Consider the following 24047-nt stretch of genomic DNA (forward strand, 5'->3'; position numbering starts at 1 on the left):
TCCACAACAACGACAACAATAAGGAATCTGCCATGCGCCGCCCCCTGCTTTCATGCGCCCTGCTGCTCGCTGCCGGGCATGCCGTGGCCAGCACCGCCTGGGTCTCGAACGAGAAAGACAACAGCCTCAGCCTGATCGACATGCAGACCTTGCAAGTCACCGACACCCTGCCGGTCGGCCAGCGCCCGCGCGGTCTGTTGCTGTCCCACGACAGCAAGCTGCTGTACATCTGCGCCAGCGATTCGGACCGGGTTCAGGTAATGGACGTCGCCACGCGCAAGATCATCAAGGAACTGCCTTCAGGCAAGGACCCCGAGCAATTCGCCCTGCACCCGAACAATCGCTGGCTCTACGTTTCCAACGAGGACGATGCTTTGGTGACAGTGATCGACACCGAGACTTCCAAGGTGCTGGGCCAGATCAACGTCGGCGTCGAACCCGAAGGCATGGCGGTCAGCCCCGACGGCAAATGGGCGGTAAACACCAGCGAAACCACCAACATGCTGCACTGGATCGACACCAGCACCCAGACCCTGGCCGACAGCACGCTGGTGGATCAGCGACCGCGTTTCGTCGAGTTCGCGCCCGATGGCAAACAACTTTGGGCCTCGGCTGAAATCGGCGGCACCGTGACCATTCTCGACGTCGCGACCCGCCAGGTGCTCAAGACCTTGAGCTTCCAGATCAAAGGCGTGCACCCGGACAAGGTGCAGCCGGTGGGCATCAAACTCAGCGCCGACGGCAAGTACGGTTTCGTCGCGCTTGGGCCGGCCAATCATGTGGCGGTGATCGATGCCAAAACCTTCGAGATCCTCGACTATCTGCTGGTCGGCCGCCGCGTCTGGCAGATGGCGTTTACCCCGGATCAGAAACAATTGCTGGCGACCAATGGTGTCAGCGGCGATGTGTCGGTGATCGATGTCGACAGCCTCAAAGTGAGCAAATCGGTGAAGGTCGGGCGTTATCCGTGGGGCGTGGTGGTGACGCCATGAACGCGCTGGAAGTCAGCGACCTGAGCTTTGCCTATGGCGCGCGCGAGGCGTTGCGCCAGGTGAGTTTCTGCCTGGAGCCAGGGCGTTTCGCGGCGCTGCTGGGGCCCAACGGGGCAGGAAAATCGACCCTGATCGCACTGCTCACCCGGCTCTACGATTTGCAGCGTGGCGACATCCGCGTCGGCGGTTGTTCACTGCGTAACGCGCCGCGCCCGGCGCTGAGACAACTGGGTGTGGTGTTTCAGCAAAGTACCCTGGACCTGGACCTCAGCGTCGAGCAGAACCTTCGGTATCACGCCGCGCTGCATGGGATGTCACGCCGCCAGACCAGCCTGCGGGTCGACGCCGAACTGGCGCGGCAAACGCTGACCGAACGCCGGCGCGAGCGGGTGCGCGAACTCAATGGTGGACATCGTCGCCGGGTGGAAATCGCCCGCGCGCTGCTGCATGAGCCACGTCTGTTATTGCTCGACGAGGCCAGCGTCGGCCTCGATCCGGCCAGTCGCCTGGCGCTCAATCAACACATCCGCAATTTGTGCCGCGAGCAACACATCAGTGTGCTCTGGACCACCCATTTACTGGACGAAGTACAGCCCAGCGATGATTTGCTGATTCTTCACCAAGGGCATTTGGTGGCCAGCGGACAGGCCGATGCACTGAGCCTGGAACACGGCGGCGACCTCGGCTCCGCCTTCGCTCGCCTGACCACCTCCGGAGCCGCCCGATGAATGCTTACTGGCAATGTTTCAGCGGCATCGTCCTGCGTGAATGGCTGCGTTTTGTGTTGCAGCGCACGCGGTTTCTCAGTGCGCTCGTCCGGCCGTTGCTGTGGCTACTGGTGTTCGCCGCCGGTTTTCGCGCGGCCCTGGGCATTGCCATTATCGAGCCCTACGACACGTACATCCCGTATGAGGTCTACATCATCCCTGGCCTGGCCTGCATGATTCTGCTGTTCAATGGCATGCAAGGTTCATTGTCGATGGTCTATGACCGGGAAATGGGCAGCATGCGCGTGCTGCTGACCAGCCCCTTGCCCCGGACCTTTCTGCTGTGCAGCAAATTGTTGGCGACGTCGTTGATTTCGCTGTTGCAGGTGTACGCCTTTCTGGCGATTGCCTGGGTGTACGGCGTGCAGCCACCGGCCATGGGACTGTTGATCGCCCTGCCGGCGTTGTTGCTGGTGGCGTTGATGCTCAGCGCGCTGGGGTTGTTGCTGTCGAACGCCATCCGCCAGTTGGAGAACTTCGCCGGGGTGATGAACTTCGTGATCTTCCCGCTTTTTTTCCTGTCCTCGGCGCTGTATCCGCTGTGGAAGATGCGCGAGTCCAGCGAGTGGCTGTATTGGTTGTGCGCCGTGAACCCGTTCACCCATGCAGTGGAGCTGGTGCGGTTTGCGCTGTATGAACGCTTCAATCCGTTGGCGCTGACAGTGTGCGCGGGGTTGACGCTGGTGTTCGCGCTGCTGGCGGTACTGACCTTCAACCCGCAGCATGCAGCCTTGCGCAAAGCCAACTGACAAAACCGTCGCTCCCACTGGGGATTCGTGTTGAACACGGGGGAAAATTACTACTTTAGTACTGGTTTTCCTGTCTATCGTCGCATTCCCAACGCACCGAGACTGGCATGTAATGGGTTCATAACTATAAGGATTGAACCCCATGCCGCGTGCCCGACGTCGTCTGCTACGCCCTTCTCTCGCTGCGCTGTCGCTGGGCCTGCTGCTGGGCGCCGCACAGGCCGAAACACCGCTGTTCTCCGCCGAAGGCTATCGCATCGGCCTCTACCGCAGTCCGACCCCGAATCAACTGCAAGGCGCGTCCATCATCGATACGCCGGCCCTGCAAACCCTGCTCACCCAGACGCCACGTCCGGTGCTGATCGACGTCTATCGCCGTCAGTGGCTGCAAGGTCGCTTCATCGAAGACCAGCCCCATGAGAACCTGCCCGGCAGTCATTGGCTGGCCAATACCGGCGATGGCGACCTGACGCCCGACTGGCAGGGCTATTTTGCGCGTAACCTGAACACATTGACCGCGGGCGACCTTGCGCGACCGCTGGTCTTCTACTGCCGCTCCGACTGCTGGTTGAGCTGGAACGCGGTCAAACGTGCCGCCGCCTTGGGCTATAAGACTCTGTATTGGTATCGCGACGGCCTGGATGCGTGGCAAGCGGCAAACCTGCCCGTGGCGCCCGCCCGGCCCGAACCCTTTCCGTGACCTTTACGCGTGCGTGTTGTTGCCACACCATAATCAAAATAATGAGGTGAAAGGCTATGTACAAAATTCTGATTGCCGACGATCACCCGCTGTTTCGCGAAGCCATACATAACGTCATCAGCGACGGGTTCCCGGGCAGCGAGGTCATGGAAACCGCCGACCTCGACAGCGCCCTGGCGCTGACTCAGGAACATGACGACCTGGACCTGATTTTGCTCGACCTGAACATGCCCGGCATGCACGGCCTCAATGGCCTGATCAACCTGCGCAACGAGGCACCGACCATCCCGGTGGTGATCGTCTCCGCCGAGCAGGACAAGCAGATCGTGCTGCAAGCCATCACTTATGGTGCGGTGGGCTTCATCACCAAATCCTCGCCGCGGGTGCAAATGACCGAGGCGATCCAGCAGATTCTCAACGGCAATGTCTACCTGCCGCCGGACATCATTCGCACGCAGAAAAGCGGCACCCACCGCCGGATGAACGATAACCCGAGTTTCCCTCCGGAACTGCTCCAGGCCCTGACACGCAAACAGTTGCTGGTGCTGGAACGCATGACCAAGGGCGAGTCGAACAAACAGATCGCCTACACCCTGGAAATCGCCGAAACCACGGTCAAGGCCCACGTCTCGGCGATCCTGCGCAAACTCAACGTGCACAACCGGGTGCAGGCGATCCTGAGTGCCGGGGATATTGATTTCGGGTCTTATCTGCGGCGTTGAATGTCGGGATTACCAATCTCTGTGGCGAGGGAGCTTGCTCCCGCCGGGTCGCGAAGCGGCCCCCTGCAAACGTCCCAATAAGCCGAGCGGCCTGATTTACGACGGCTTCGCAGTCGAACGGGAGCAAGCTCCCTCGCCACAGATTCAGTGTCCGGAGGGAGCTAACGGGACAGGCCGAGCAAATGACTCATCGCCGTCTTCAGCTTCATCGGCCGCACCGGTTTGTGCATCAAGGTGTGCCCCAGCTCGCGAATCTGCAATTTGAGCTCATTGCTGTAGTTGGCGGTGATCATCATCGCCGGAATCGCTGAGCCGCGCCGGGCGTTGATCCGGGCCACCGCATCCACGCCGTTCTGCTCGTCATCCAGGTGATAATCGGCAATCAGCAAGTCCGCTTCTTCATGGTAGTTATCCACCTGCCGCGCCAGGTCCTGCTCCGACAGCGCCGTCACCACCAGGCACCCCCACCCTTCAAGCAAGGTGCGCATGCCGGCGCAAATCGCCGCGTCGTTGTCCAGCACCCACACCCGCGCGCCACGCAGACGCTCGAGCATCGGCTCACTCATCTGCAGGCTCGGCGGCGCCATGGGTGCCGTGGCGCTCAGCGGTACTTCGACGGAAAACATCGAACCCTTGCCCGGCCACGAACGCACGTGAATGCGGTGCCCGAGAATCCCGGCAATTTTCTCGACAATCGCCAGCCCCAGGCCCAAACCACGATCCTGATCCGGACGCTGCACATCGCCACGCTTGAACTCCTGGAAAATCTCTTCCAGACGGTTATCCGCAATGCCCATGCCGCTGTCCCAGACTTCGATCGTCAGCCGCTGATGATGACGCCGACAACCGAGCACCACCCGGCCGCTGTAGGTGTAGCGAATCGCGTTGCTCAACAGGTTGCGCAGGATCCGCGCGAGCAATTGAATGTCGCTGCGCACCAGCGCCGAACACGCGATGAAATGCAGCTCAAGCCCCTCACTGCGGGCCACTTGGGTGTACTCGGCGGCGAGGTTTTCCAGCAACTCGCTCAAGGCGAACGGCGCAATGTCGGCCTTGATCACCCCGGCATCGAGTTTGGAAATATCCACCAGGGTGCCCAACAGGTTTTCCACGTCTTCCAGGGAATTACTGACATTGCGCACCAGAATCTCGTTGGCCACCGGTTCCCGGCGTTCGAGCAAGGCACTGGTAAACAGTCGCGCTGCATTCAGTGGCTGCAACAAGTCATGGCTGACGGCGGCGAGAAATTTGGTTTTCGACAGGTTGGCCTGTTCGGCTTCGAGCTTGGCTTCGCGCAGGCGTGATTCAACGCGCCGACGCTCGTCGATCTCGCGCAGCAACTGGTCATTGAGGTTCGTCAGTTCCGCCGTGCGCTCACGTACCCGCAGCTCAAGGTTCTGATAGGCCTGGTGCAGCGCCTCGGCGGTGCGGCGGCGCTCGGTGATATCGCGGATCAACACGAAAATCCCCACCACCTCTCCGGTGGCCAGCCGATTCGGCACATAGGAGCGCAGCATGTAGCGCTCCTGATTGTTGATGTTGGTTTCGGCGAACTCGAACGTTACGCTTTCACCGGCCAATGCCCGGGCCACGTAGGCTTCCAGCCGCTGATAATGTTGCTCGCTGTGCACCTCGCGCAGGCTCTGCCCGAGCATCACGCCGCGCGGCCAGCAGTACCATTCTTCGTAGACCTTGTTGGTGAACTCGTAGACCAGATCGGCATTGAGGTAGGCGATCAGTGCCGGTACGTGGTCGGTGATCAGGCGAATCCAGCGCTCGCTTTCACTCAGCGCTTCGGCGTGCTGGTAGCGTTCGGTGATGTCGGTGAAGGTGTTGACGAAGCCGCCGGTGGGCAACGGATGGGTGCGGATTTCCAGGACCCGGCCATCGTAGAGGCGCTGCTCGCATTCCTGCACCGGGCGCCCGTTGCCGTCTCGACTGGCCGGGGTCAACAGGTTCAACTCGCTGTCGGCGATCACTTCGGCGAACGGCCGATGCGCCGCCACCGGCGCAAGGCCGCTGAGTTCAAGGAAGCGCCGGTTCCACAACTCCAGAATGCCGTCGGCGTTGACCATCGCCACGCCTTGGGACAGGTTGTCGACCGCCCGTTGCAGCAAATGGGATTTCTGCGCCACCGCCTGCTCGCGGCGCACCGTTTCGCTGAGTTTGACGTCGGTAATGTCGGTGAACAGGATCACCCGCCCGCCCTCTTGCGTCGGCCGTTCGCTGACTTGCAGCCAGCGACCATCCTGCAAACGGAACAGCAGATTTTCGTCGGCCTGCCCGCGCGGTTCTTCGGTGAACAGGCCGGTGGACAGCATCAGCCGCTTGACCTCAGCCAGGCGCATGCCGGCGTTGATCCGCACCCGACTGTTGCCCCAGAACGCCTTGAAGCGGCTGTTGAACAGCACGATTCGCTGGTCGGCATCGAACAGTACAAAAGCGTCGGAAATGCTCTCGATGGCGTCGATCAGGTGTTGATGCGCGGTTTCTGCGCGCAAGCGCGCTTCGCTGAGCAAATGATTGCCCGACTTGAGTTCGGCCATGGCCTGGTTCAAGGCGTCGGTGCGCTCACGCACCTGTTCGGCCAGCACCACCGAATGCTGGAACGCCGCGTACGGGTCGTTGCCGCGGGTGATACCGGATTCGATCCGTTCGATCAGCGCGCCATTGATGCGCTGCAGTTTCTGGTTTTCGTGTCGCAGGCTGGCGACTTGCGCCTGAAGCTCAACGATGTCCAGGGGACCGGCCTCGGGCAATGGCAACCCCGGTGAAGGTCTGGTTGATGTGCATGCCATTGAACTGTTCTCCATAGGTGTTGAAACCCATCACCCGCTGGTCCCGCAAAAACGTACCGATCTGCTCGAGGCTGCCGCCGTCTTCCAGTTCCAGACGCCTGAGAAAACAATCGCAGCCGATGGTCAACAACAGGTCACCGAGGCGGTCCTGCAAACCCTCGAACAGATTTTGCAGGTTCGGCAGCATCGGGCCCGGCGTCATGACCGTGAGGACGATGCCGTTTTCCACCGCGCAGTAGAAACTCAGGCTCAGGTCCGGATGAACCTGCTGGATTGCCCGTACGTAGTACTGATCGTTGATCCGCACCGCCAGCGGGTGGGCGGCGAAGACCCGGTGATCGAGCTCGGCGACGGGCACGCCGATGTGCCGGGCGTACTCCTCGGCGGCGGGTTCGGCATTCAGTTCGAACACCCGGCGCGAAGCACTGTCGGCGCCAGTGACCACCAGTTTTTCCGCCCGCGGCAGGATGTGGTGGGTGGTGAAGACTTCGAAATCCAGCCAGGTGTTGACCAGCACCACCACCGCCGCGCCACTGTGAAACTCGCCATTAAAATAGACGTGGGTATGGGTCAGGTAATTGTCGTCGCCGGCCGAACCACCGAAATGCGGGATGTCGCCCAACGCTGCGCTCAGCGCTGCGAGGACCATTTCTTCACGGCTGGACAAACCATCCAGCAGGGTCAGGGCAAAACTGTTGCCCTTGATCGGCGCCAGGGTGTTGCTGCGACAGCCACTGACCAGACGCTCGACCATTTGCTGCGCGTCGATCAGGCTGAATCGCTCCATCTCGTCGATCAGTTCGGCGTCGATGGAAAAATGCCGATGGTCGAACCCCACTGCCGTCACGCAGTTGCGACCGTAGCCCAGCGGGGTGATTTCACCGGCGCTGGTGCAGCCGACCAGGCGAATACCGCCGAAGCTTTGTTGCAAGGCCAGACCCAGCGCCTGCAAGTCGTACTCGGCGGAACAGAAAAACAACACGAACCCCAAATGCGGATGCAACAGTTGCCGCGCCAGTTCTTGAGCCACCTGTTCGGCATCGGTCGACTGGGACATTGCACTGACGACACCTTCGCTCTGGACCTGCTGCATCGTCGCCTCCCGCAGGTGCGCATGTATGAGGTTGGAGTGTACGAAGGCCAGGGGCTGCCACGTATGCTACTTGGGTAGCGGTCAGGCGGTTCGATGGGATGAGAGTCGGACATCAAAGGCTGGTGGCTGACACTTTTGTGGCGAGGGAGCTTGCTCCCGCTGGACTGCGAAGCAGGCCCGGAACCGGCCGATGCGCGACCAGAACCAGGGCCGCTTCGCGCCCCAGCGGGAGCAAGCTCCCTCACCACAGATGATCTACATCGCCAGCGGTTACCAGGTCAGCACCGCCCCCACTGCAAAGGTGTCGGTGTCTTCGTTCTGCGCGCTGGTGTCGTGACCGTTGATTTCGAACTGGTTGTACTCGGCCACCAGCTTCAGGTTGTCGTTGACGTCATGGAACAGCGCAATGCCACGAGTCTCGTAGTCTGCGCCGCTGCCGACCACGCCGTTGCCATCGTCCTTGGTCTTGCCGTAGGACAAGGCCAGGCGGTTTTTCCCCAGTTTGTAGGAGCCCTGCAACAGGTAACCGTCACTGTCGACGTTGCGCAACGTCGGTTCGCCGGCGTTATTGGTGAAGAACGGGTTGATGCCCTTGGCCTGGAAGCCGGAACCGGTCAGCGACAACCCGCCCATTTTCGCTTGAACGCCATAGCCGACGCCTTTGGAGGTGACGGACTGCACCGTGGAGTCGGTGTTGTCCGACGTCTGGTAGCTGCCGTTGACCCAGCTGTAAATCTTCGCTCCGGCCACGTCGAACTGATAGGTGATCTCGCTCTCGGTCCGCGGGTTCTCCTGATACGCCTTGCCCGTCGGGCTGCTGTCGTTGGTGTCCACCGGGTCCATGATCCCCACCGCCACCCGCAAGCCGTCCATCACCGGGGTGCGATAGGTGATCTGCGAGGTCGGGAACGGGTACGGATAACCGCTGCCGATGTTGCCGAACGACACCCCGCCACCATCCACCAGCCCCAGGGTATCGCTGACCTGACCGTAACCGGCGAGCAATTCATCGAGCAGGATGTTGGAACGGGCAAACAGGCCGAAGTCCTTGCCGATCAGCACTTCACCCCATTCAGGGTTGGCCACCGTGCCGTAGAACTGCCGCACATCGATAGCCGTGTCGGTGCCGTTGGTTTCGCTGTCGTTGATCGTCACCCAGAACGATGCCCGGGCGCCGAGCTTGAGATCATCGACCTGCTTGCCCATGTTGAAGCCCAGGTAGTTGGGCAGAAAGCCCATTTTGACCCGCGCCTGTCGACGATCGTATTGATCACCGGCGCGGTCCACATCACTGTTCACGTAAAACGCGTTGATATAGCCGTCGGTGGAAAATGTGGTCTGGTCCTTGTCGTACAGCATGATCTCGGCTTCGGCCATTGAGCTCAAACCGAGGGTCGACAGGCCGGCGATCAAGGCTGGCAAGTAACGATGCTTGAAATTCTTATTGTTGTGCATGACGCGCTCCGCAGCGGGGGACTGGATGTCGGAGGCGATTATCGAAAGCTGACCGGCGGCGTCATACGCTGCCTTGGAGGGGGTATTGAAGTGCTTTGGCGTGGCGGGTGGAGTGCAGCAAATTCGGCGTAAGACCGGGCCACGACGAGGGCCCGCAACTTAGGGTGTAAGACCGTTAGACGCCGGCTCTGAACAGCATGTAGGCCGCGACCATGACGCAGACGCTGGCGAAGCCGACCTGCAGGACCCTGGCCGGGACTCGAGCGCACAACTGTCGGCCAATGATCATGCCGACCACGCTTGCAATGATGAATGCCACGCCCAGGCCATCGATCCGCACCCCGGCATGAAACGCACCGATCACGCCGATGGCGGAAATCAGGCTGATCACCATCAGGGACGTCGCCACAATCCCGCGCATCTGTACATCGGTCAGTTGCTTGAACGCCGGGACGATCAGGAACCCGCCGCCGACCCCGAGCAACCCGGAAACAACACCGGTCACCGCGCCGAGTGCGGCCAGGGTCGCGGTGCATTTGGCGGTCCAGGAAAAGCGTCCGGTCTGTTGATCGAGCATGCAGTTTTTCTGGCCCCAGTTGGCGTGCCCGTGGTCGCTCGGGCCTTCGTCCTGGCGCTCGCGGCGCAGCATCCGCCAGGCCACCATGACCATCAGCAGGCTGAACAGAATCATCAGGATCTTTTCCGGCAACTGATGGGCGAAGTAGATGCCGACCGGGGAAAAAATCGCCCCCAGCAATGCAATCAACAGCGCTGCGCGATAACGCACCAAACCATGGCGCAACCCGTCAATCGCCCCGACCGCCGCCGCGCTTCCCACCGCAAACAAGGCGACGGGTGCCGCCTGAGTCATGGTCAGACCCAACCCCAGCACCAGGGCCGGAACCGCAAGAATGCCGCCACCGGCACCGGTCAAGCCGAGGACCAGGCCCATGACCACACCAAAAAAACTCGCCAGCAACATAGAACGCTCGTAATCCATGACAAAAGCCGGGAACGCCCGGTATCGATGACTGACAGGATAGAACCCGCGCAGCTTTTTACATCAATTGAATTGTTGTAGGGCTGGTCAGCGCAGGGAAATTGACACTACCCTCAAGGCTTGTCCCAAAAGAAACGGCCACCATGCCCGCCTTGATTGAAGCCTTCCTCGACCCTGCCTCGTCGACCTACAGTTACGTGATCTACGAAGCCGACGGCGGCCCGTGTGCGATCGTCGACCCGGTGCTCGACTACGACCCGGCCGCCGGACGCACCGCCACCACCCAGGCCGATAAAATCATCGCTTTCGTGGGTGAACATCAGCTACAGGTGCAATGGCTGCTGGAAACCCACGCCCATGCCGATCACTTGTCCGCCGCGCCGTATCTGCGCCGGAAGCTGGGCGGCAGAATTGCGATTGGCCAGTCGATCAGCAAGGTTCAGGGGGTGTTCAAAAGCCTGTTCAATCTTGAACCGGAATTTGCGGTGGACGGTTCGCAGTTCGATCATCTGTTCGCCCCGGACGAATCGTTCATGATCGGAAACCTCAAGGCCAAGGCCCTGCATGTGCCCGGTCATACCCCGGCGGACATGGCCTATCTGATCGGCAACAGCATCATTCTGGTGGGCGATACCTTGTTCATGCCGGATGTCGGCACCGCGCGCTGCGACTTCCCCGGCGGCAATGCCAGCCAGTTGTTTGCCTCGATCCAGAAGTTACTGGCGTTTCCGGCCAGCGTGCGGCTCTACGTTTGTCACGACTATCCGCCTGAAACGCGCGAGCCCCAATGCCAGACCACGGTCGGCGAGCAGCGCAAGAGCAACATCCACGTTCACGACGGCATCGACGAAGCCGCGTTCGTTGCGATGCGCACCCAGCGGGATGCGGGGTTGGGCATGCCGACGCTGTTGCTGCCGGCGATTCAGGTGAACGTGCGGGCGGGGCATTTTCCGCCGGCTGAAGAGAATGGCGTCATATACCTGAAAATCCCGATCAACAAGCTCTGAAAATCATAATCAAAGAATCGCAGGCTCCTGCAGGATTCGGTGTCACGGCGTATACCGTCAATGTAGGAGCGGCGAAGCCTGCGATCCTTTGATTTTCAATTGGCCAGTGTCAACCCATTCGCCGGCAACGGCAGCGCGGTTTTATAACGCACCTGCTTCAGCGCAAAGCTCGAACGGATGTTGGCCACGCCGGGAACCTTGGTGAGGAAGTCCATCATGAAGCGTTCCAGCGACTGAATGGTCGGCACCAGCACCCGGATCAGATAATCCGGATCGCCTGCCATCAAATAGCACTCCATCACTTCCGGGCGATCCGAGATCGCTTCCTCGAAATGCTGCAACGCCTCCTCCACCTGTTTTTCCAGGCTGACGTGAATGAACACGTTCACATGCAACCCCAGCAGATCGGCGTCCAGCAGCGTCACTTGCTCGCGAATCAGGCCCAATTCTTCCATCGCCTTGACCCGGTTGAAGCACGGCGTCGGCGACAGGTTCACCGAGCGAGCAAGGTCAGCGTTGGTGATGCGGGCGTTCTCCTGGAGGCTGTTGAGAATGCCGATGTCGGTACGGTCCAGTTTGCGCATGAGACAAAACCACCTGTTTTTTATGTTTATGCAGATTTTTTATCCTCAAATGATCTCAAGCGCAACGAAACAGAGAGAAATATTCTTCTTGGCCGGGCCTATGATTGTTGTAGGACAAGATTTCCTCCACAGAGGAATGACGGTCAGCTCACTACAAGAAATTCACAAGATCGAGCGTAGAAGCCATGAACCAAGCGTACGAACCGCTGCGCCTGCACGTTCCCGAACCTTCGGGCCGCCCAGGCTGCAAAACCGACTTCTCCTACCTGCGTCTGACCGACGCTGGCACGGTGCGCAAACCCGCCATTGACGTAGAACCCGCCGACACCGCCGACCTGGCCAAGGGCTTGATTCGCGTGCTCGACGATCAGGGCAATGCTCTCGGACCGTGGGCCGAAGGCGTCCCGGTCGAGATCCTGCGTAAAGGCATGCGCGCCATGCTCAAGACGCGGATCTATGACAACCGCATGGTTGTCGCTCAACGCCAGAAAAAAATGTCGTTCTACATGCAGAGCCTTGGCGAAGAAGCCATCGGCAGCGGCCAGGCCCTGGCCCTGAACGTCGATGACATGTGCTTCCCGACCTACCGTCAGCAAAGCATCCTGATGGCGCGTGAAGTGCCGCTGGTAGACCTGATCTGCCAACTGTTGTCCAACGAGCGCGATCCGCTCAAAGGCCGTCAGTTGCCGATCATGTATTCGGTCAAGGATTTCGGCTTCTTCACCATTTCCGGCAACCTCGCCACTCAATTCGTACAAGCCGTAGGCTGGGGCATGGCCTCGGCGATCAAGGGCGACACCAAAATCGCCTCGGCCTGGATCGGCGACGGCGCCACGGCTGAATCCGATTTCCACACCGCCCTCACCTTCGCCCACGTTTACCGTGCGCCGGTGATCCTCAACGTGGTCAACAACCAGTGGGCGATCTCCACCTTCCAGGCGATTGCCGGCGGTGAAGCGACCACGTTTGCCGGTCGTGGCGTCGGTTGCGGCATTGCCTCCCTGCGGGTCGATGGCAACGATTTTGTCGCGGTCTACGCCGCCTCTGCCTGGGCCGCCGAACGCGCCCGCCGCAACCTCGGCCCGACCATGATCGAATGGGTCACCTACCGTGCCGGCCCGCACTCGACATCCGATGATCCATCCAAATACCGTCCTGCCGACGACTGGAGCTACTTCCCGTTGGGCGATCCGATTGCGCGCCTCAAGCAGCACCTGGTGAAAATCGGCCACTGGTCCGAAGAGGAACACATTGCCGTCAGCGCCGAACTGGAAGCTGAAGTGATCGCCGCGCAGAAAGAAGCCGAGCAGTACGGCACCCTCGCCGGCGGCCAGATTCCGAGCGCCGCGACCATGTTCGAAGACGTCTACAAAGAGATGCCGGAGCACTTGAAGCGCCAGCGTCAAGAGTTGGGGATCTGACATGAACGATCACAACAATAAAATCGAGTTGGAAACCGCCATGACCACGACCACCATGACCATGATCCAGGCCCTGCGCTCGGCCATGGATGTGATGCTTGAGCGTGACGACAACGTCGTGGTGTTCGGCCAGGACGTGGGCTATTTCGGTGGCGTGTTCCGTTGCACCGAAGGCTTGCAGAACAAGTACGGCACCTCCCGCGTATTCGACGCGCCGATCTCCGAAAGCGGCATCGTCGGTGTTGCCGTGGGCATGGGCGCTTACGGTTTGCGCCCGGTGGCCGAAATCCAGTTCGCCGATTACGTCTACCCGGCGTCAGACCAGATCATTTCCGAAGCCGCCCGCCTGCGTTATCGCTCGGCCGGCGAGTTCACCGCACCGATGACCCTGCGCATGCCGTGCGGCGGCGGCATCTACGGTGGCCAGACCCACAGCCAGAGTATCGAGGCGATGTTCACTCAGGTCTGCGGCTTGCGCACGGTCATGCCGTCCAACCCGTACGACGCCAAAGGCTTGCTGATCGCCTCCATCGAAAACGATGACCCGGTGATCTTCCTTGAGCCGAAACGCCTGTACAACGGCCCGTTCGATGGCCACCACGAACGTCCCGTCACCCCGTGGTCGAAACACCCGGCTGCGCAAGTGCCGGACGGTTACTACACCGTACCGCTGGACGTGGCCGCCATCACCCGTCCGGGCAAGGACGTGACCATCCTGACTTACGGCACCACGGTCTACGTATCGCAAGTCGCCGCGGAAGAAACCGGGATCGACGCTGAAGTCATCGACCTGCGCAGCCTGTGGCCACTGGACCTAGAAACCATCGTCAAGTCGGTGAAGAAAACCGGCCGTTGCGTGGTCGTTCACGAAGCCACCCGTACTTGCGGCTTCGGCGCCGAACTGGTCGCCCTGGTGCAAGAGCATTGCTTCCATCACCTGGAAGCGCCGATCGAACGCGTCACCGGCTGGGACACCCCCTACCCGCACGCGCAAGAGTGGGCGTATTTCCCTGGTCCGTCCCGGGTGGGCGCGGCGTTGAAACGGGTCATGGAGGTCTGAATGGGCACGCACGTTATTAAAATGCCGGACATTGGCGAAGGCATTGCAGAAGTTGAACTGTCGGTGTGGCACGTCAAGGTCGGCGACATGGTCGTCGAAGATCAGGTGCTGGCCGATGTGATGACCGACAAGGCGATGGTCGACATTCCTTCGCCGGTGCACGGCAAGGTGATCGCGCTGGGCGGTGTGCCCGGCGAAGTCATGGCGGTGGGCAGCGTCCTGATCAGCATTGAAGTCGAAGGCGCGGGCAATGTTAAAGAGTCGGCTCAGCCTGTGGCTGCTGCCGTGAAAGAAGCACCGGCGCCGAAAGTCGAAGCCGTTGTGGAAAGCAAACCAGCCCCTGCTGCGGCGCCACGAGCAGCCGTATGCCAAGGCCCGATGGTGGCTCGCGAAGCCGATGAGCGCCCGTTGGCGTCCCCGGCCGTACGCAAACATGCCCTTGATCTCGGCATCCAGTTGCGTCTGGTGCGAGGCACCGGCCCTGCCGGTCGCGTGCTGCACGAAGACCTCGAGGCCTATCTGGCGCAAGGTCAGTCGAATGCATCGACCGCTACTGCCGCATACGCACAGCGCAACGACGAAGAACAAATCCCGGTCATCGGCATGCGTCGCAAGATTGCCCAGCGCATGCAGGACGCCACGCAACGCGCTGCCCACTTCAGTTATGTCGAAGAAATCGATGTCACGGCCGTGGAAGAGTTGCGCGCACACCTGAATGAAAAACACGGCGCGACCCGGGGCAAGTTGACACTGCTGCCGTTCCTCGTCCGTGCGCTGGTCGTCGCCCTGCGCGACTTCCCGCAGATCAATGCCCGTTACGACGACGAAGCCCAGGTCATCACCCGCCTCGGCGCGGTGCATGTGGGCATCGCCACCCAGGCCGACATCGGCTTGATGGTGCCGGTGGTGCGTCACGCTGAAGCTCGCAGTTTGTGGGACAACGCTCAGGAAATCTCCCGCTTGGCCACCGCCGCGCGCACTGGCAAGGCCGCCCGCGATGAACTGTCCGGCTCGAGCATTACCCTGACCAGTCTCGGCGCGTTGGGCGGGATCGTCAGTACGCCAGTGCTGAACCTGCCGGAAGTGGCAATCGTCGGCGTCAACAAAATCGTCGAACGCCCGATGGTCGTCAAAGGCCAGATCGTGATCCGCAAGATGATGAACCTCTCCAGTTCCTTCGATCATCGCGTGGTCGATGGCATGGACGCGGCGCAATTCATCCAGGCCGTGCGTGGCCTGCTCGAACAACCCGCCACCCTGTTCGTGGAGTAAGACATGCAGACTTTGAACACCACGTTGCTGATCGTCGGCGGCGGCCCTGGCGGTTATGTGACGGCAATTCGTGCTGGCCAGCTGGGCATTTCAACCATATTGGTGGAAGGCGAATCGCTGGGCGGGACGTGCCTGAACATCGGCTGTATTCCATCGAAAGCCTTGATTCACGTTGCCGAACAATTCCATCAGACTCAGCACCACAGCAAAAACTCGGCATTGGGCATCAGCGTTTCCGCGCCGACCCTCGACATCAGCAAGAGTGTCGAGTGGAAGGATGGCATCGTTGATCGCCTGACCACCGGCGTCTCGGCGCTGCTGAAGAAAAACAAGGTTCAGGTCATTCAGGGCTGGGCGAAAGTGATCGACGGCAAGACCGTTGAAGTCGGCGACACACGGATTCAGTGCGAGCACCTGGTGCTGGCCACCGGATCGAAAAGCGTGAACCTGCCGATGCTGCCGATTGGCGGGCCAATCATCTCCTCCACCGAAGCCCTGGCGCCTGCTGCTGTGCCGAAACGCCTGGTCGTGGTCGGTGGCGGCTACATCGGTCTGGAGCTGGGGATTGCCTATCGCAAGCTCGGTGCCGATGTCAGCGTGGTCGAGGCGCAGGATCGTATCCTGCCGGCCTACGACGCCGAACTGACCCAGCCTGTTCACGATGAACTGAAAAAACTTGGCGTGAAGCTTTACTTGAAACATAGCGTCCAAGGCTTTGATTCTTCTAGCAATACTCTGCAAGTTCTTGAGCCGGGTGGCGACACGATGAACCTGGAAACCGATCAGGTGCTAGTGGCTGTGGGCCGCAAACCGAACACTCAGGGTTGGAACCTCGAAGCGCTGAATCTGGACATGAATGGCTCGGCGATCAAGATCGATAACCGCTGCCAGACCAGCATGCGTAACGTTTATGCCATCGGCGACCTGAGCGGCGAACCGATGCTTGCACACCGGGCCATGGCTCAGGGCGAGATGGTCGCCGAGTTGATCAGCGGTAAAACCCGCGAATTCAACCCGACCGCTATTGCCGCCGTGTGCTTCACCGACCCGGAACTGGTGGTAGTCGGCAAGACCCCGGACGACGTCAAGGCGGCGGGCCTGGACTGCATCGTTTCGAGCTTCCCGTTCGCGGCCAATGGCCGGGCGATGACGCTGGAGTCGAAAAGCGGCTTCGTGCGAGTCGTCGCTCGTCGGGACAATCATGTGATTGTCGGTTGGCAGGCGGTCGGTGTGGGTGTTTCGGAATTGTCGACCGCGTTTGGCCAGAGCCTGGAAATGGGCGCCCGGCTGGAAGACATCGCGGGCACGATTCACGCGCATCCAACCTTGGGTGAAGCGGTGCAGGAAGCCGCGTTGCGTGCTTTGGGGCATGCGCTGCACCTGTGATTCAGAGAAAAGGATGGCGGCAGAGATGGCCCCATCGCCCGCAGCTAGCTCCCACGTTTGGAATGCGTTCTCCTGTGGGAGCTAACCTGCTGGCGATTTCTTGAGGCCAACCCGATTTATCTGCCTGTCATCCGATAGTCCGGGCTGCGAAACAGGCCCGGAATGAAGTATTGTTGTCCCCATCCAAAAAACGTCAGAAGCCTTGAACCGTTTCGGCGGTTGTTAAGTGATAGAGGGTGTCATGGGTAACGAAAGCATCAATTGGGACAAGCTGGGTTTTGATTACATCAAGACAGACAAGCGCTATCTGTCGCACTGGCGTAATGGCGAGTGGGACAAAGGCACCCTGACCGAAGACAATGTGCTGCACATCAGCGAAGGCTCCACTGCCCTTCACTATGGCCAGCAGTGCTTCGAAGGCCTGAAGGCCTATCGTTGCAAGGACGGCTCGATCAACCTGTTCCGCCCGGACCAGAACGCCGCACGCATGCAACGCAGCTGCGCCCGCCTGCTGATGCCACAGGTGTCCACCGAGCAGTTCATCGAAGCCTGCAAGGACGTGGTCCGTGCCAACGAGCGTTTCATCCCGCCTTACGGCACCGGCGGCGCGCTGTACCTGCGTCCGTTCGTGATCGGCGTGGGTGACAACATCGGCGTGCGTACCGCACCGGAATTCATCTTCTCGATCTTCTGCATCCCGGTCGGCGCTTACTTCAAGGGTGGCCTGACCCCGCACAACTTCCTGATCTCCAGCTACGACCGTGCCGCTCCACAAGGCACCGGCGCAGCCAAGGTCGGTGGCAACTACGCCGCCAGCCTGATGCCAGGTTCCCAGGCCAAGAAAGCGCATTTCGCCGACTGCATTTACCTGGACCCGATGACCCACACCAAGATCGAGGAAGTCGGTTCGGCCAACTTCTTCGGGATCACCCACGACAACAAGTTCGTGACCCCGAACTCGCCGTCGGTCCTGCCGGGCATCACCCGCCTGTCGTTGATCGAGCTGGCCAAGACGCGTCTGGGCCTGGAAGTGGTTGAAGGCGACGTGTTCATCGACAAGCTGTCCGACTTCAAGGAAGCCGGCGCTTGCGGCACGGCTGCCGTGATCACCCCGATCGGCGGCATCAGCTACAACGACCACCTGCATGTGTTCCACAGCGAAACAGAGGTCGGCCCGGTTACCCAGAAGCTCTACAAAGAGCTGACGGGCGTACAGACTGGCGAGATCGAAGCGCCAGCAGGCTGGATCGTCAAGGTTTGATCCAGCACTTCAGGCACTAAAGAAGCCCACCCCTCGCGAATGCGTCGGGTGGGTTTTTTGTTGGCCGGGCGTCTTTCAGCGCCGGTCACTTGCAGGCGAATCACCTTGCGCCCCCACCTGTCCGGAATCCTTTTCGATCCGCGCAAACAACCACTCGACAAACACTCGTGCCTGCGCCGTCAAATCCGGCGCAACACCGTAGTAATAACGCGGCAACGGCATCCGCAACTCGGGCAATGGGCAAATCAGGCGACCGTTCGAAAGGTGGGTGCCCAGCAAAGAGGTCGGGCACAAGGCGATGCCCTGCCCATCCACCGCGGCCTCAAGCACCAGGTGCATGTGATCAAACTGCCGGGTGAGCTGAGTGGCTGACTGGGTTTGACCAAAGTGCAGGGCCCAATTGTGCCAGTCTTCGCGACGCGCCTTGGCGGTCAGTAACGTGTGCCGCCCCAGGGACGCGAGGTCCTCAAGGGCCTGGCGCTGGATGAGCGAGGGTGCCGCGACCAGCAACAGCTCGTCTTCGAAGAGGGCTTGCGCCTCAATCGCCGGGGCCCAATCGTCACGACCACGGCGTATGACGATGTCAAACCCGTCGCGTGCATGATCCGGTGCCTGGGTCTGGGTGATCACCTGCGGCGTGATGTCCGGGTGCTGTGCAATGAAATCCTCCAGCCTGGGCATCAGCCAGAGCATGGCAAAGGAGGGACGGACATTGATCTTCACGGTCGGCAGCGACGCATGGTGTTTGAGCGCAGCGGCGGCGTTGGCGATCTGCGCCAGCCCGGCACGGACTTGTTCATAAAAGCGCTGACCGGCCGGCGTCAGCACCGATTGGCGGACACGCCGCTCGAACAGCAGCACCCCCAAGTGTTCCTCAAGCAATTTGATATGTCGGCTGACGGCACTGTGACTGACATGCAGCTCCTCGGCCGCCAGGCTGAAACTCTGATAACGAGCAGCAACAGCGAAAGCGCGCACAGCATTAAGCGGTGGTAGTTGATTAATCATGCGTCTAATTTAGTCACCTATGCGCTGCATTTAAAGAGTTTGTCACGCCCACGTCGTCGCGCCAATCTGCCTGCACCACCTGACGGAGCAAGACATGAACAGCTACGGACTCTTTCTACTGTTTGCCACCCTGACCATTTTGAGCCCAGGACCTGGCGTGGTGCTGACCCTTTCCAACGCGGTGCGCCACGGATGGACAGGGGCGGTGCCGGGCATTCTGGGGATCGCGTCGGGGGCGTTTGTCGTAGCCACCATCAGCGCCACGAGTGTCGGCCTGATCCTCAGCACCTCCGCCAATGCCTTTACCGTATTGAAATACGCAGGGGCCATCTATTTGTTGTACCTGGGTTACAAAAGCTGGCGCTCGGATCGTTTCAGTACGCAGCTTGAAACGCGCCCCTCAAGTCCGGGCTATCGCTTCCTTGAAGCGGCTTCCATCCAGTTCTTGAACCCCAAAGCTGTGTTTTTCTTTCTGGCGGTGTTCCCGCAATTCATCGACACCTCGGCGCACTTCTCCACCCAGTTCTTCAAGCTCGTCGCCTCCTACGCCGTACTGGTTGTTCTGGTGCATGGCAGCTATGCCTTGCTCGCCAATGCCGCCAAAGGCTGGTTATCGAGCGCGAAAGGTTCCTGGCTGGCGGCGAAAGTCTCGGGCGTGACCTTCGCCGGTTTCGGCGTACTGATGGCCTCGGCCAATCGTTAAGGCACAGAACTGGCGATCGCGCGGCGCTTGGGCTCGGTGGACGCAGGTTGTGCTGTCGTGACCTGAACCGGCAGTTCAACGGCAAACCGGCTGCTGAATTCCTTTCGCCCCGTTGCCGTCAACGTCAGCGCCCGACTGTCCAGATCCTGAGTCACCCATTTGCGCTGGATCGCCGTCTGCAGCAACGCCGCCCCCAGTGAACCGCCCAGATGCGGCCGGCGCATGCTCCAGTCCAGGCAGGGACAGGCGAACCGCCGCCTCAGGGTGTTCAGGTCCTTGACCTCAATGCCCAATCCTTCAAACAGCGCTTCGCCGCTGTCGCTCAGCCGATAGGCCTGCTCATCGGTGTCCAGCAACCAGCCGTTTTCCAGCAGCCGGTCATGCAACAACACCGCCAGCGTGCCGGCCATATGGTCGTAGCACGTGCGGGCAAATTGCAGGCGGTCCGGCGTGCGCGGGTTGAAGGTCGGCGCCGTGTTCTGGCCGATCACCATCAATGCTTCCAGTGCCTGGGCCACGCGCTTGTCCGCCAGATTGTAGTAGCGATGGCGTCCCTGAACGTGCAGGCGCACCAGCGCCAACTCCTTGAGTTTGGCCAGGTGCGCGCTGGCGGTGGAAGCGCTGACCTCGGCAATCGCCGCCAACTCGGTGCTGGTGCGGGCGTGGCCGTCCATCAATGAGCAGAGGATCCTGGTCCGCGCCGGTTCCGCAATCGCGGCGGCCACTTGAGAAACGCCGATGTCGTGTTGTTCTACGTTCATATTTCGCTCCCGGACGAATCAAGGGCCATTCGGACTGGAGATAGTAGCAACACTTTTTCAACCACGAACAAGGTTGCGCCCCATGGACCCGATCATCGCTGCGACTCACGCCGATCCTTATCCTTATTACGCGCAATTGCGCGCTCAAGGTGGGCTGGTTTTTCACGAAGGACTAAAGCTGTGGGTCGCCAGCAGCGCCAAGGCTGTGGCGGCGGTGCTCGCGCATGCTGACTGTCATGTGCGGCCGGCTCATGAGCCGGTGCCCAAGGCCATTGCCAGCGGTGTGGCCGGCAAGGTCTTCAGTCAGTTGATGCGGATGAACGAGGGCGAACGCCAGCGCTGCCCGAGGTCGGCCATTCAACCAGGGCTGGCGATGATCGACAGGGATGAGATCACTGCGCTGGTCGGCGCGCGATTGATCAGTGCGGATGCCGATGGGCTGCACAAGGCGATGTTCCGTGGCCCGGTGTGCGTGGTGGCGGCCCTGCTGGGGTTCACGCCTGCGCAGGGCCGGATCGTCAGTGAGCTGACCGCGGAGTTCGTCGCGTGCCTGTCGCCCCTCAGCGATCAGGCACAACTGGACGATGCCCATGCGGCGGCGGAACAGTTGAGCGGTTATTTCGTTGAATTGCTGGATGACCCGGACCATCAAAGCGGCTTGCTCGCCGGTATTCGCCAGCGGTTTGCGGCGGGTTCCGCCGACAGCGATGCAATGATCGCCAATCTCATCGGCCTGCTCTCCCAGACCTATGAGGCCACCGCCGGGCTGATCGGTAACGCGTTGTTGGCGTTGATTCGAAACCCACAGTGGCTGAGTGATTCGATCAGCATTGACGACCTGGTAGCTGAGGCCCAGCGTTTCGATCCATCGGTTCAGAACACCCGCCGGTTTGTCGCCGCCCCCTGTGAAATCGAAGGTGTGAGCCTGCAGCCCGGCGATGTGATTCTGGTGCTGCTGGCTTCGGCCAATCGTGACCTGCAGCTCAATGATCAGCCTGATACCTTCATGTTCGAGCGTCCGCAGCGTCACAGCTTCACTTTCGGTTCGGGACGTCATCAATGCCCGGGCCAGACGCTCGCCCTGAACATCGCCAGCGCCACATTGGCGCAGATCCTGGCCTTGAAACCCTTGCTGGGCCGATTGAACTGGCACTACCGCCCTTCCCTGAATGGTCGAATTCCACTGTTCGCATGAAGGGCCAATTAGTTACATCAGGTTAAAGGTGAAATGACTGGCGATGCGTTTATCACGACGGACTTTCTCCATAGAGTCAGGCTGATAACAGTCAGCGAGGCGCCATCGATGCAAACCCAACTGGACAAGTCACTGAGTGCTTTTGCGCGAGCAGACCTCCTGCAAGGTTCAACGCCCATTCAGCGCGCCGAACGTCTCGAACAGCTGTTGGGCCTGCAGACCCGGGGAATCCGCCTGTTTCTCAAGCGCGACGATCACATGTTGCTGGGCGGTGGCGGCAACAAGCTGCGCAAACTCGAATTCCACATCGGTGCCGCGCAACAGACCGGCATCGATACGGTCATTACCGTGGGCGGTGTGCAGTCCAACCATGCGCGACTGACCGCGGCGGTCTGCGCGCGTCTGGGCATCGATTGCGAATTAATCCTCACCCGCTCGGTGCCCAAATCCGAGGTGGATTACGAACTCAACGGCAACGTGCTGCTCGACCAATTGTTTGGCGCACAGCTGCAAGTGCTTGCCGCAGGCACCGACTCACTCGCCCGGGCCGAGGCGCGAGCGGCGCAACTTCGGGAATCGGGGCGCAAGGTGCTGGTGATTTCCATGGGCGGCTCAACCCCGCTGGGCAGTCTCGGCTATGCACGTTGCGCAGCGGAAATCGCGGAGCAGGAGACGGCGCTCGGCCTCACCTTCACCCAGGTCGTGGTGCCCAACGGCAGCGCCGGCACCCACGCCGGGCTCGCGACCGGTTTCCAGTTGCTGGGCCGAGGCACAGCCCTCGTCAAGTCTTACTCGGTGTTATCGGATCGCGACTCGTCAGCGACCCGAACCCTGAAACTGACCCGGGATACCCTGGCGTTACTGGGCAGCAACGCCCTCGTACCGCCCGAGGACATCGTGATTGACGGCAGTCAGCTGGGCGATGGTTACGGTCTGCCGACCCAGGCCATGCAAGACGCCGTACGCCTGATGGCGCGCGCGGAAGGTCTGTTGATCGACCCGGTGTATTCCGGCAAAGCGTTTGCGGGCCTGTTGGCCGATCTGAAACAAGGTCGTTTCCGTGACGGCGACAACGTGCTGTTCGTGATGACCGGCGGTACGCCTGGGTTGTATGCCTATCGGGAAACGTTTCAGGATTAAAAGCCGATCCTCAAGAAACAGGAAGAGTCTTAATGACTGCAAAAGCAGTCACTAAGACTCTTCAATGACTTAGTCAAAATAACAACACCCTCCGTGCAAACCGCAATCTGCAAGGCTTCTGGCATTGGCCCGTTTTTTGAAGACGTTCTCGCGCGCTCGATTGGCCTGCGAACGCACCAACCAAAAAACAGGCTGCCCATGAGTAAAAGGATTGCTGCATGCACAATGAATTTCAGAATCGCCTGGCGGTCGTCACCGGCGCGAGCTCCGGCATTGGCCTGGCCGTCACCGAACGCCTGCTGGAACAGGGCGCTCGCGTCTTGGCAATGTCACGCCAGCTCGGTGGACTGGCGGGATTGGCGGAACGCTTCAGCGACCAGTTGGCCTGGGTCGATGGGGATGTGACCCGCCAGGAGGATCTCGACCGGTTAGCCGAGCGCGCCAAAGTCCTGGGACCGGTGGATTTCGTGGTCCCCAACGCTGGCATCGCGCAACTGGCCGATGGCCTTGATGTTTCAGCTTTCGACCGGCAATGGGCAGTGAACGGTGCAGGGGCGCTGAATACCCTGGCGTGCCTGCGCAGCCACCTGGCCGATTCCGCTTCAGTGGTATTCATTGGCACGTTCCTGGCCGGAATCACCTTTCCCGGCCTGGCCGCTTACATCGCCTCCAAGGCAGCACTGATCGCCCATGCACGAACCCTGGCGGTTGAGCTGGCCCCCTTCGGAATCCGCATCAACACCGTCTCGCCCGGCCCAACGGCCACGCCGATCTGGTCGACCCTGGGGCTCAAGACCGAAGAGTTGGGTGACGTCGCCACCGCGGTCAACCTGAGGCTGCTCGATGGGAAATTCCTCGAAGCCGGTGCAGTGGCGGACGTGATCCTGTTCCAGCTGAGTCGCGGTGCTCGCAGCGTGTATGGGCAGGACTGGATTGTCGACAGTGGTTACACGCTGCGATAAGGCGTTTCAGC

22 protein-coding genes are annotated in these 24047 nt (G+C 60.6%); 15 read left to right on the forward strand and 7 right to left on the reverse strand.

The features are described 5' to 3' along the window. Positions 1-32 precede the first annotated feature (32 nt). The 5 genes from ACM1ZW_RS26965 to ACM1ZW_RS26985 all read left to right on the forward strand — a co-directional run bounded on the left by ACM1ZW_RS26965 (position 33) and on the right by ACM1ZW_RS26985 (position 3930). The gene (locus tag ACM1ZW_RS26965; protein WP_416739726.1) at positions 33-992 is read left to right on the forward strand and encodes a YVTN family beta-propeller repeat protein; all 960 of its coding nucleotides are present in this window, start codon (positions 33-35) and stop codon (positions 990-992) included. Further along, positions 989-1720: an ABC transporter ATP-binding protein gene (locus ACM1ZW_RS26970; protein WP_017339463.1), complete on the forward strand. Its 732-nt coding sequence runs from the start codon at positions 989-991 to the stop codon at positions 1718-1720. The genes ACM1ZW_RS26965 and ACM1ZW_RS26970 overlap by 4 nt, the downstream gene beginning before the upstream one ends. Next, positions 1717-2508: an ABC transporter permease gene (locus ACM1ZW_RS26975; protein WP_017339464.1), complete on the forward strand. Its 792-nt coding sequence runs from the start codon at positions 1717-1719 to the stop codon at positions 2506-2508. Before ACM1ZW_RS26970 ends, ACM1ZW_RS26975 begins: the two co-directional genes overlap by 4 nt. Positions 2509-2650: 142 nt before the next feature. Next, on the forward strand, positions 2651-3208 hold the full coding sequence (locus ACM1ZW_RS26980; protein ID WP_414885252.1) for a PQQ-dependent catabolism-associated CXXCW motif protein: 558 nt from the start codon (positions 2651-2653) through the stop codon (positions 3206-3208). 56 nt (positions 3209-3264) lie between these two features. Then, positions 3265-3930 (forward strand): response regulator transcription factor, encoded by a 666-nt coding sequence (locus ACM1ZW_RS26985; protein ID WP_017339466.1) that lies wholly within the window; start codon positions 3265-3267, stop codon positions 3928-3930. A gap of 161 nt (positions 3931-4091) precedes the next feature. On the opposite strand, the gene nahK is transcribed toward ACM1ZW_RS26985, so the two are convergent. The 4 genes from nahK to ACM1ZW_RS27005 form a co-directional block, all read right to left on the reverse strand. Further along, positions 4092-6689, reverse strand: coding sequence for a hybrid sensor histidine kinase/response regulator NahK/ErcS' (nahK, locus tag ACM1ZW_RS26990; protein ID WP_017339467.1), 2598 nt, complete (start codon positions 6687-6689; stop codon positions 4092-4094). Further along, complete coding sequence (gene nosP, locus ACM1ZW_RS26995) at positions 6658-7821, reverse strand: nitric oxide-sensing protein NosP (protein ID WP_416739727.1); 1164 nt, start codon at positions 7819-7821, stop codon at positions 6658-6660. The genes nahK and nosP overlap by 32 nt, the downstream gene beginning before the upstream one ends. Positions 7822-8091: 270 nt before the next feature. Continuing rightward, on the reverse strand, positions 8092-9276 hold the full coding sequence (locus ACM1ZW_RS27000; RefSeq protein ID WP_414878459.1) for a porin: 1185 nt from the start codon (positions 9274-9276) through the stop codon (positions 8092-8094). Between the two features lie 175 nt (positions 9277-9451). Further along, positions 9452-10258: a sulfite exporter TauE/SafE family protein gene (locus tag ACM1ZW_RS27005; protein WP_416740850.1), complete on the reverse strand. Its 807-nt coding sequence runs from the start codon at positions 10256-10258 to the stop codon at positions 9452-9454. Positions 10259-10419: 161 nt separating this feature from the next. Between ACM1ZW_RS27005 and ACM1ZW_RS27010 the strand changes: the two genes are divergently transcribed. After that, positions 10420-11283 carry an MBL fold metallo-hydrolase gene (locus ACM1ZW_RS27010; RefSeq protein ID WP_414878458.1) on the forward strand — a complete coding sequence of 288 codons (864 nt, stop codon included), beginning with the start codon at positions 10420-10422 and terminating at the stop codon, positions 11281-11283. Positions 11284-11378: 95 nt separating this feature from the next. On the opposite strand, the gene bkdR is transcribed toward ACM1ZW_RS27010, so the two are convergent. Continuing rightward, positions 11379-11867, reverse strand: a complete 489-nt coding sequence (gene bkdR / locus ACM1ZW_RS27015) for a Bkd operon transcriptional regulator BkdR (RefSeq protein ID WP_017339472.1) — start codon at positions 11865-11867, stop codon at positions 11379-11381. Between the two features lie 185 nt (positions 11868-12052). On the opposite strand from bkdR, the gene ACM1ZW_RS27020 reads away from it, so the two are divergent. The 5 genes from ACM1ZW_RS27020 (at position 12053) to ACM1ZW_RS27040 (ending at position 18267) form a co-directional block, all read left to right on the forward strand. Continuing rightward, complete coding sequence (locus ACM1ZW_RS27020) at positions 12053-13288, forward strand: 3-methyl-2-oxobutanoate dehydrogenase (2-methylpropanoyl-transferring) subunit alpha (RefSeq protein WP_017339473.1); 1236 nt, start codon at positions 12053-12055, stop codon at positions 13286-13288. A 1-nt stretch (position 13289) separates the two neighbouring features. Continuing rightward, positions 13290-14348 carry an alpha-ketoacid dehydrogenase subunit beta gene (locus tag ACM1ZW_RS27025; protein WP_017339474.1) on the forward strand — a complete coding sequence of 353 codons (1059 nt, stop codon included), beginning with the start codon at positions 13290-13292 and terminating at the stop codon, positions 14346-14348. Next, positions 14349-15620 (forward strand): dihydrolipoamide acetyltransferase family protein, encoded by a 1272-nt coding sequence (locus tag ACM1ZW_RS27030; protein WP_414885257.1) that lies wholly within the window; start codon positions 14349-14351, stop codon positions 15618-15620. A 3-nt stretch (positions 15621-15623) separates the two neighbouring features. Beyond that, a complete protein-coding gene (lpdA, locus tag ACM1ZW_RS27035) occupies positions 15624-17006 on the forward strand; it encodes a dihydrolipoyl dehydrogenase (RefSeq protein WP_416739728.1) in 1383 nt (460 codons plus the stop codon). 241 nt (positions 17007-17247) lie between these two features. Next, positions 17248-18267, forward strand: a complete 1020-nt coding sequence (locus ACM1ZW_RS27040) for a branched-chain amino acid aminotransferase (protein WP_017339477.1) — start codon at positions 17248-17250, stop codon at positions 18265-18267. A 75-nt stretch (positions 18268-18342) separates the two neighbouring features. On the opposite strand, the gene ACM1ZW_RS27045 is transcribed toward ACM1ZW_RS27040, so the two are convergent. After that, a complete protein-coding gene (locus ACM1ZW_RS27045) occupies positions 18343-19275 on the reverse strand; it encodes a LysR substrate-binding domain-containing protein (protein ID WP_416739729.1) in 933 nt (310 codons plus the stop codon). A gap of 94 nt (positions 19276-19369) precedes the next feature. Between ACM1ZW_RS27045 and ACM1ZW_RS27050 the strand changes: the two genes are divergently transcribed. Beyond that, positions 19370-19978, forward strand: coding sequence for a LysE family translocator (locus tag ACM1ZW_RS27050; RefSeq protein ID WP_416739730.1), 609 nt, complete (start codon positions 19370-19372; stop codon positions 19976-19978). Here ACM1ZW_RS27050 and ACM1ZW_RS27055 read toward each other — a convergent pair. After that, on the reverse strand, positions 19975-20739 hold the full coding sequence (locus ACM1ZW_RS27055) for an ArsR/SmtB family transcription factor (protein WP_416739731.1): 765 nt from the start codon (positions 20737-20739) through the stop codon (positions 19975-19977). The two genes, ACM1ZW_RS27050 and ACM1ZW_RS27055, sit on opposite strands and share 4 nt — an antisense overlap. 82 nt (positions 20740-20821) lie before the next feature. Here ACM1ZW_RS27055 and ACM1ZW_RS27060 point away from each other — a divergent pair, with 82 nt between their 5' ends. From ACM1ZW_RS27060 to ACM1ZW_RS27070, 3 genes are all read left to right on the forward strand, one after another. Then, complete coding sequence (locus tag ACM1ZW_RS27060; protein ID WP_416739732.1) at positions 20822-21934, forward strand: cytochrome P450; 1113 nt, start codon at positions 20822-20824, stop codon at positions 21932-21934. A 108-nt stretch (positions 21935-22042) separates the two neighbouring features. Then, entirely contained in the window at positions 22043-23074 is a 1032-nt protein-coding gene (locus ACM1ZW_RS27065) for a D-cysteine desulfhydrase family protein (RefSeq protein WP_416739733.1), read from the forward strand. 218 nt (positions 23075-23292) lie between these two features. Continuing rightward, a complete protein-coding gene (locus ACM1ZW_RS27070) occupies positions 23293-24036 on the forward strand; it encodes an SDR family NAD(P)-dependent oxidoreductase (RefSeq protein WP_414878448.1) in 744 nt (247 codons plus the stop codon). The last annotated feature ends 11 nt before the right edge of the window (positions 24037-24047 follow it).

Origin of the sequence: Pseudomonas sp. NFX71, assembly GCF_048079215.1 — a bacterium.
GTDB classification, from domain to species: domain Bacteria; phylum Pseudomonadota; class Gammaproteobacteria; order Pseudomonadales; family Pseudomonadaceae; genus Aquipseudomonas; species Aquipseudomonas fluorescens_B.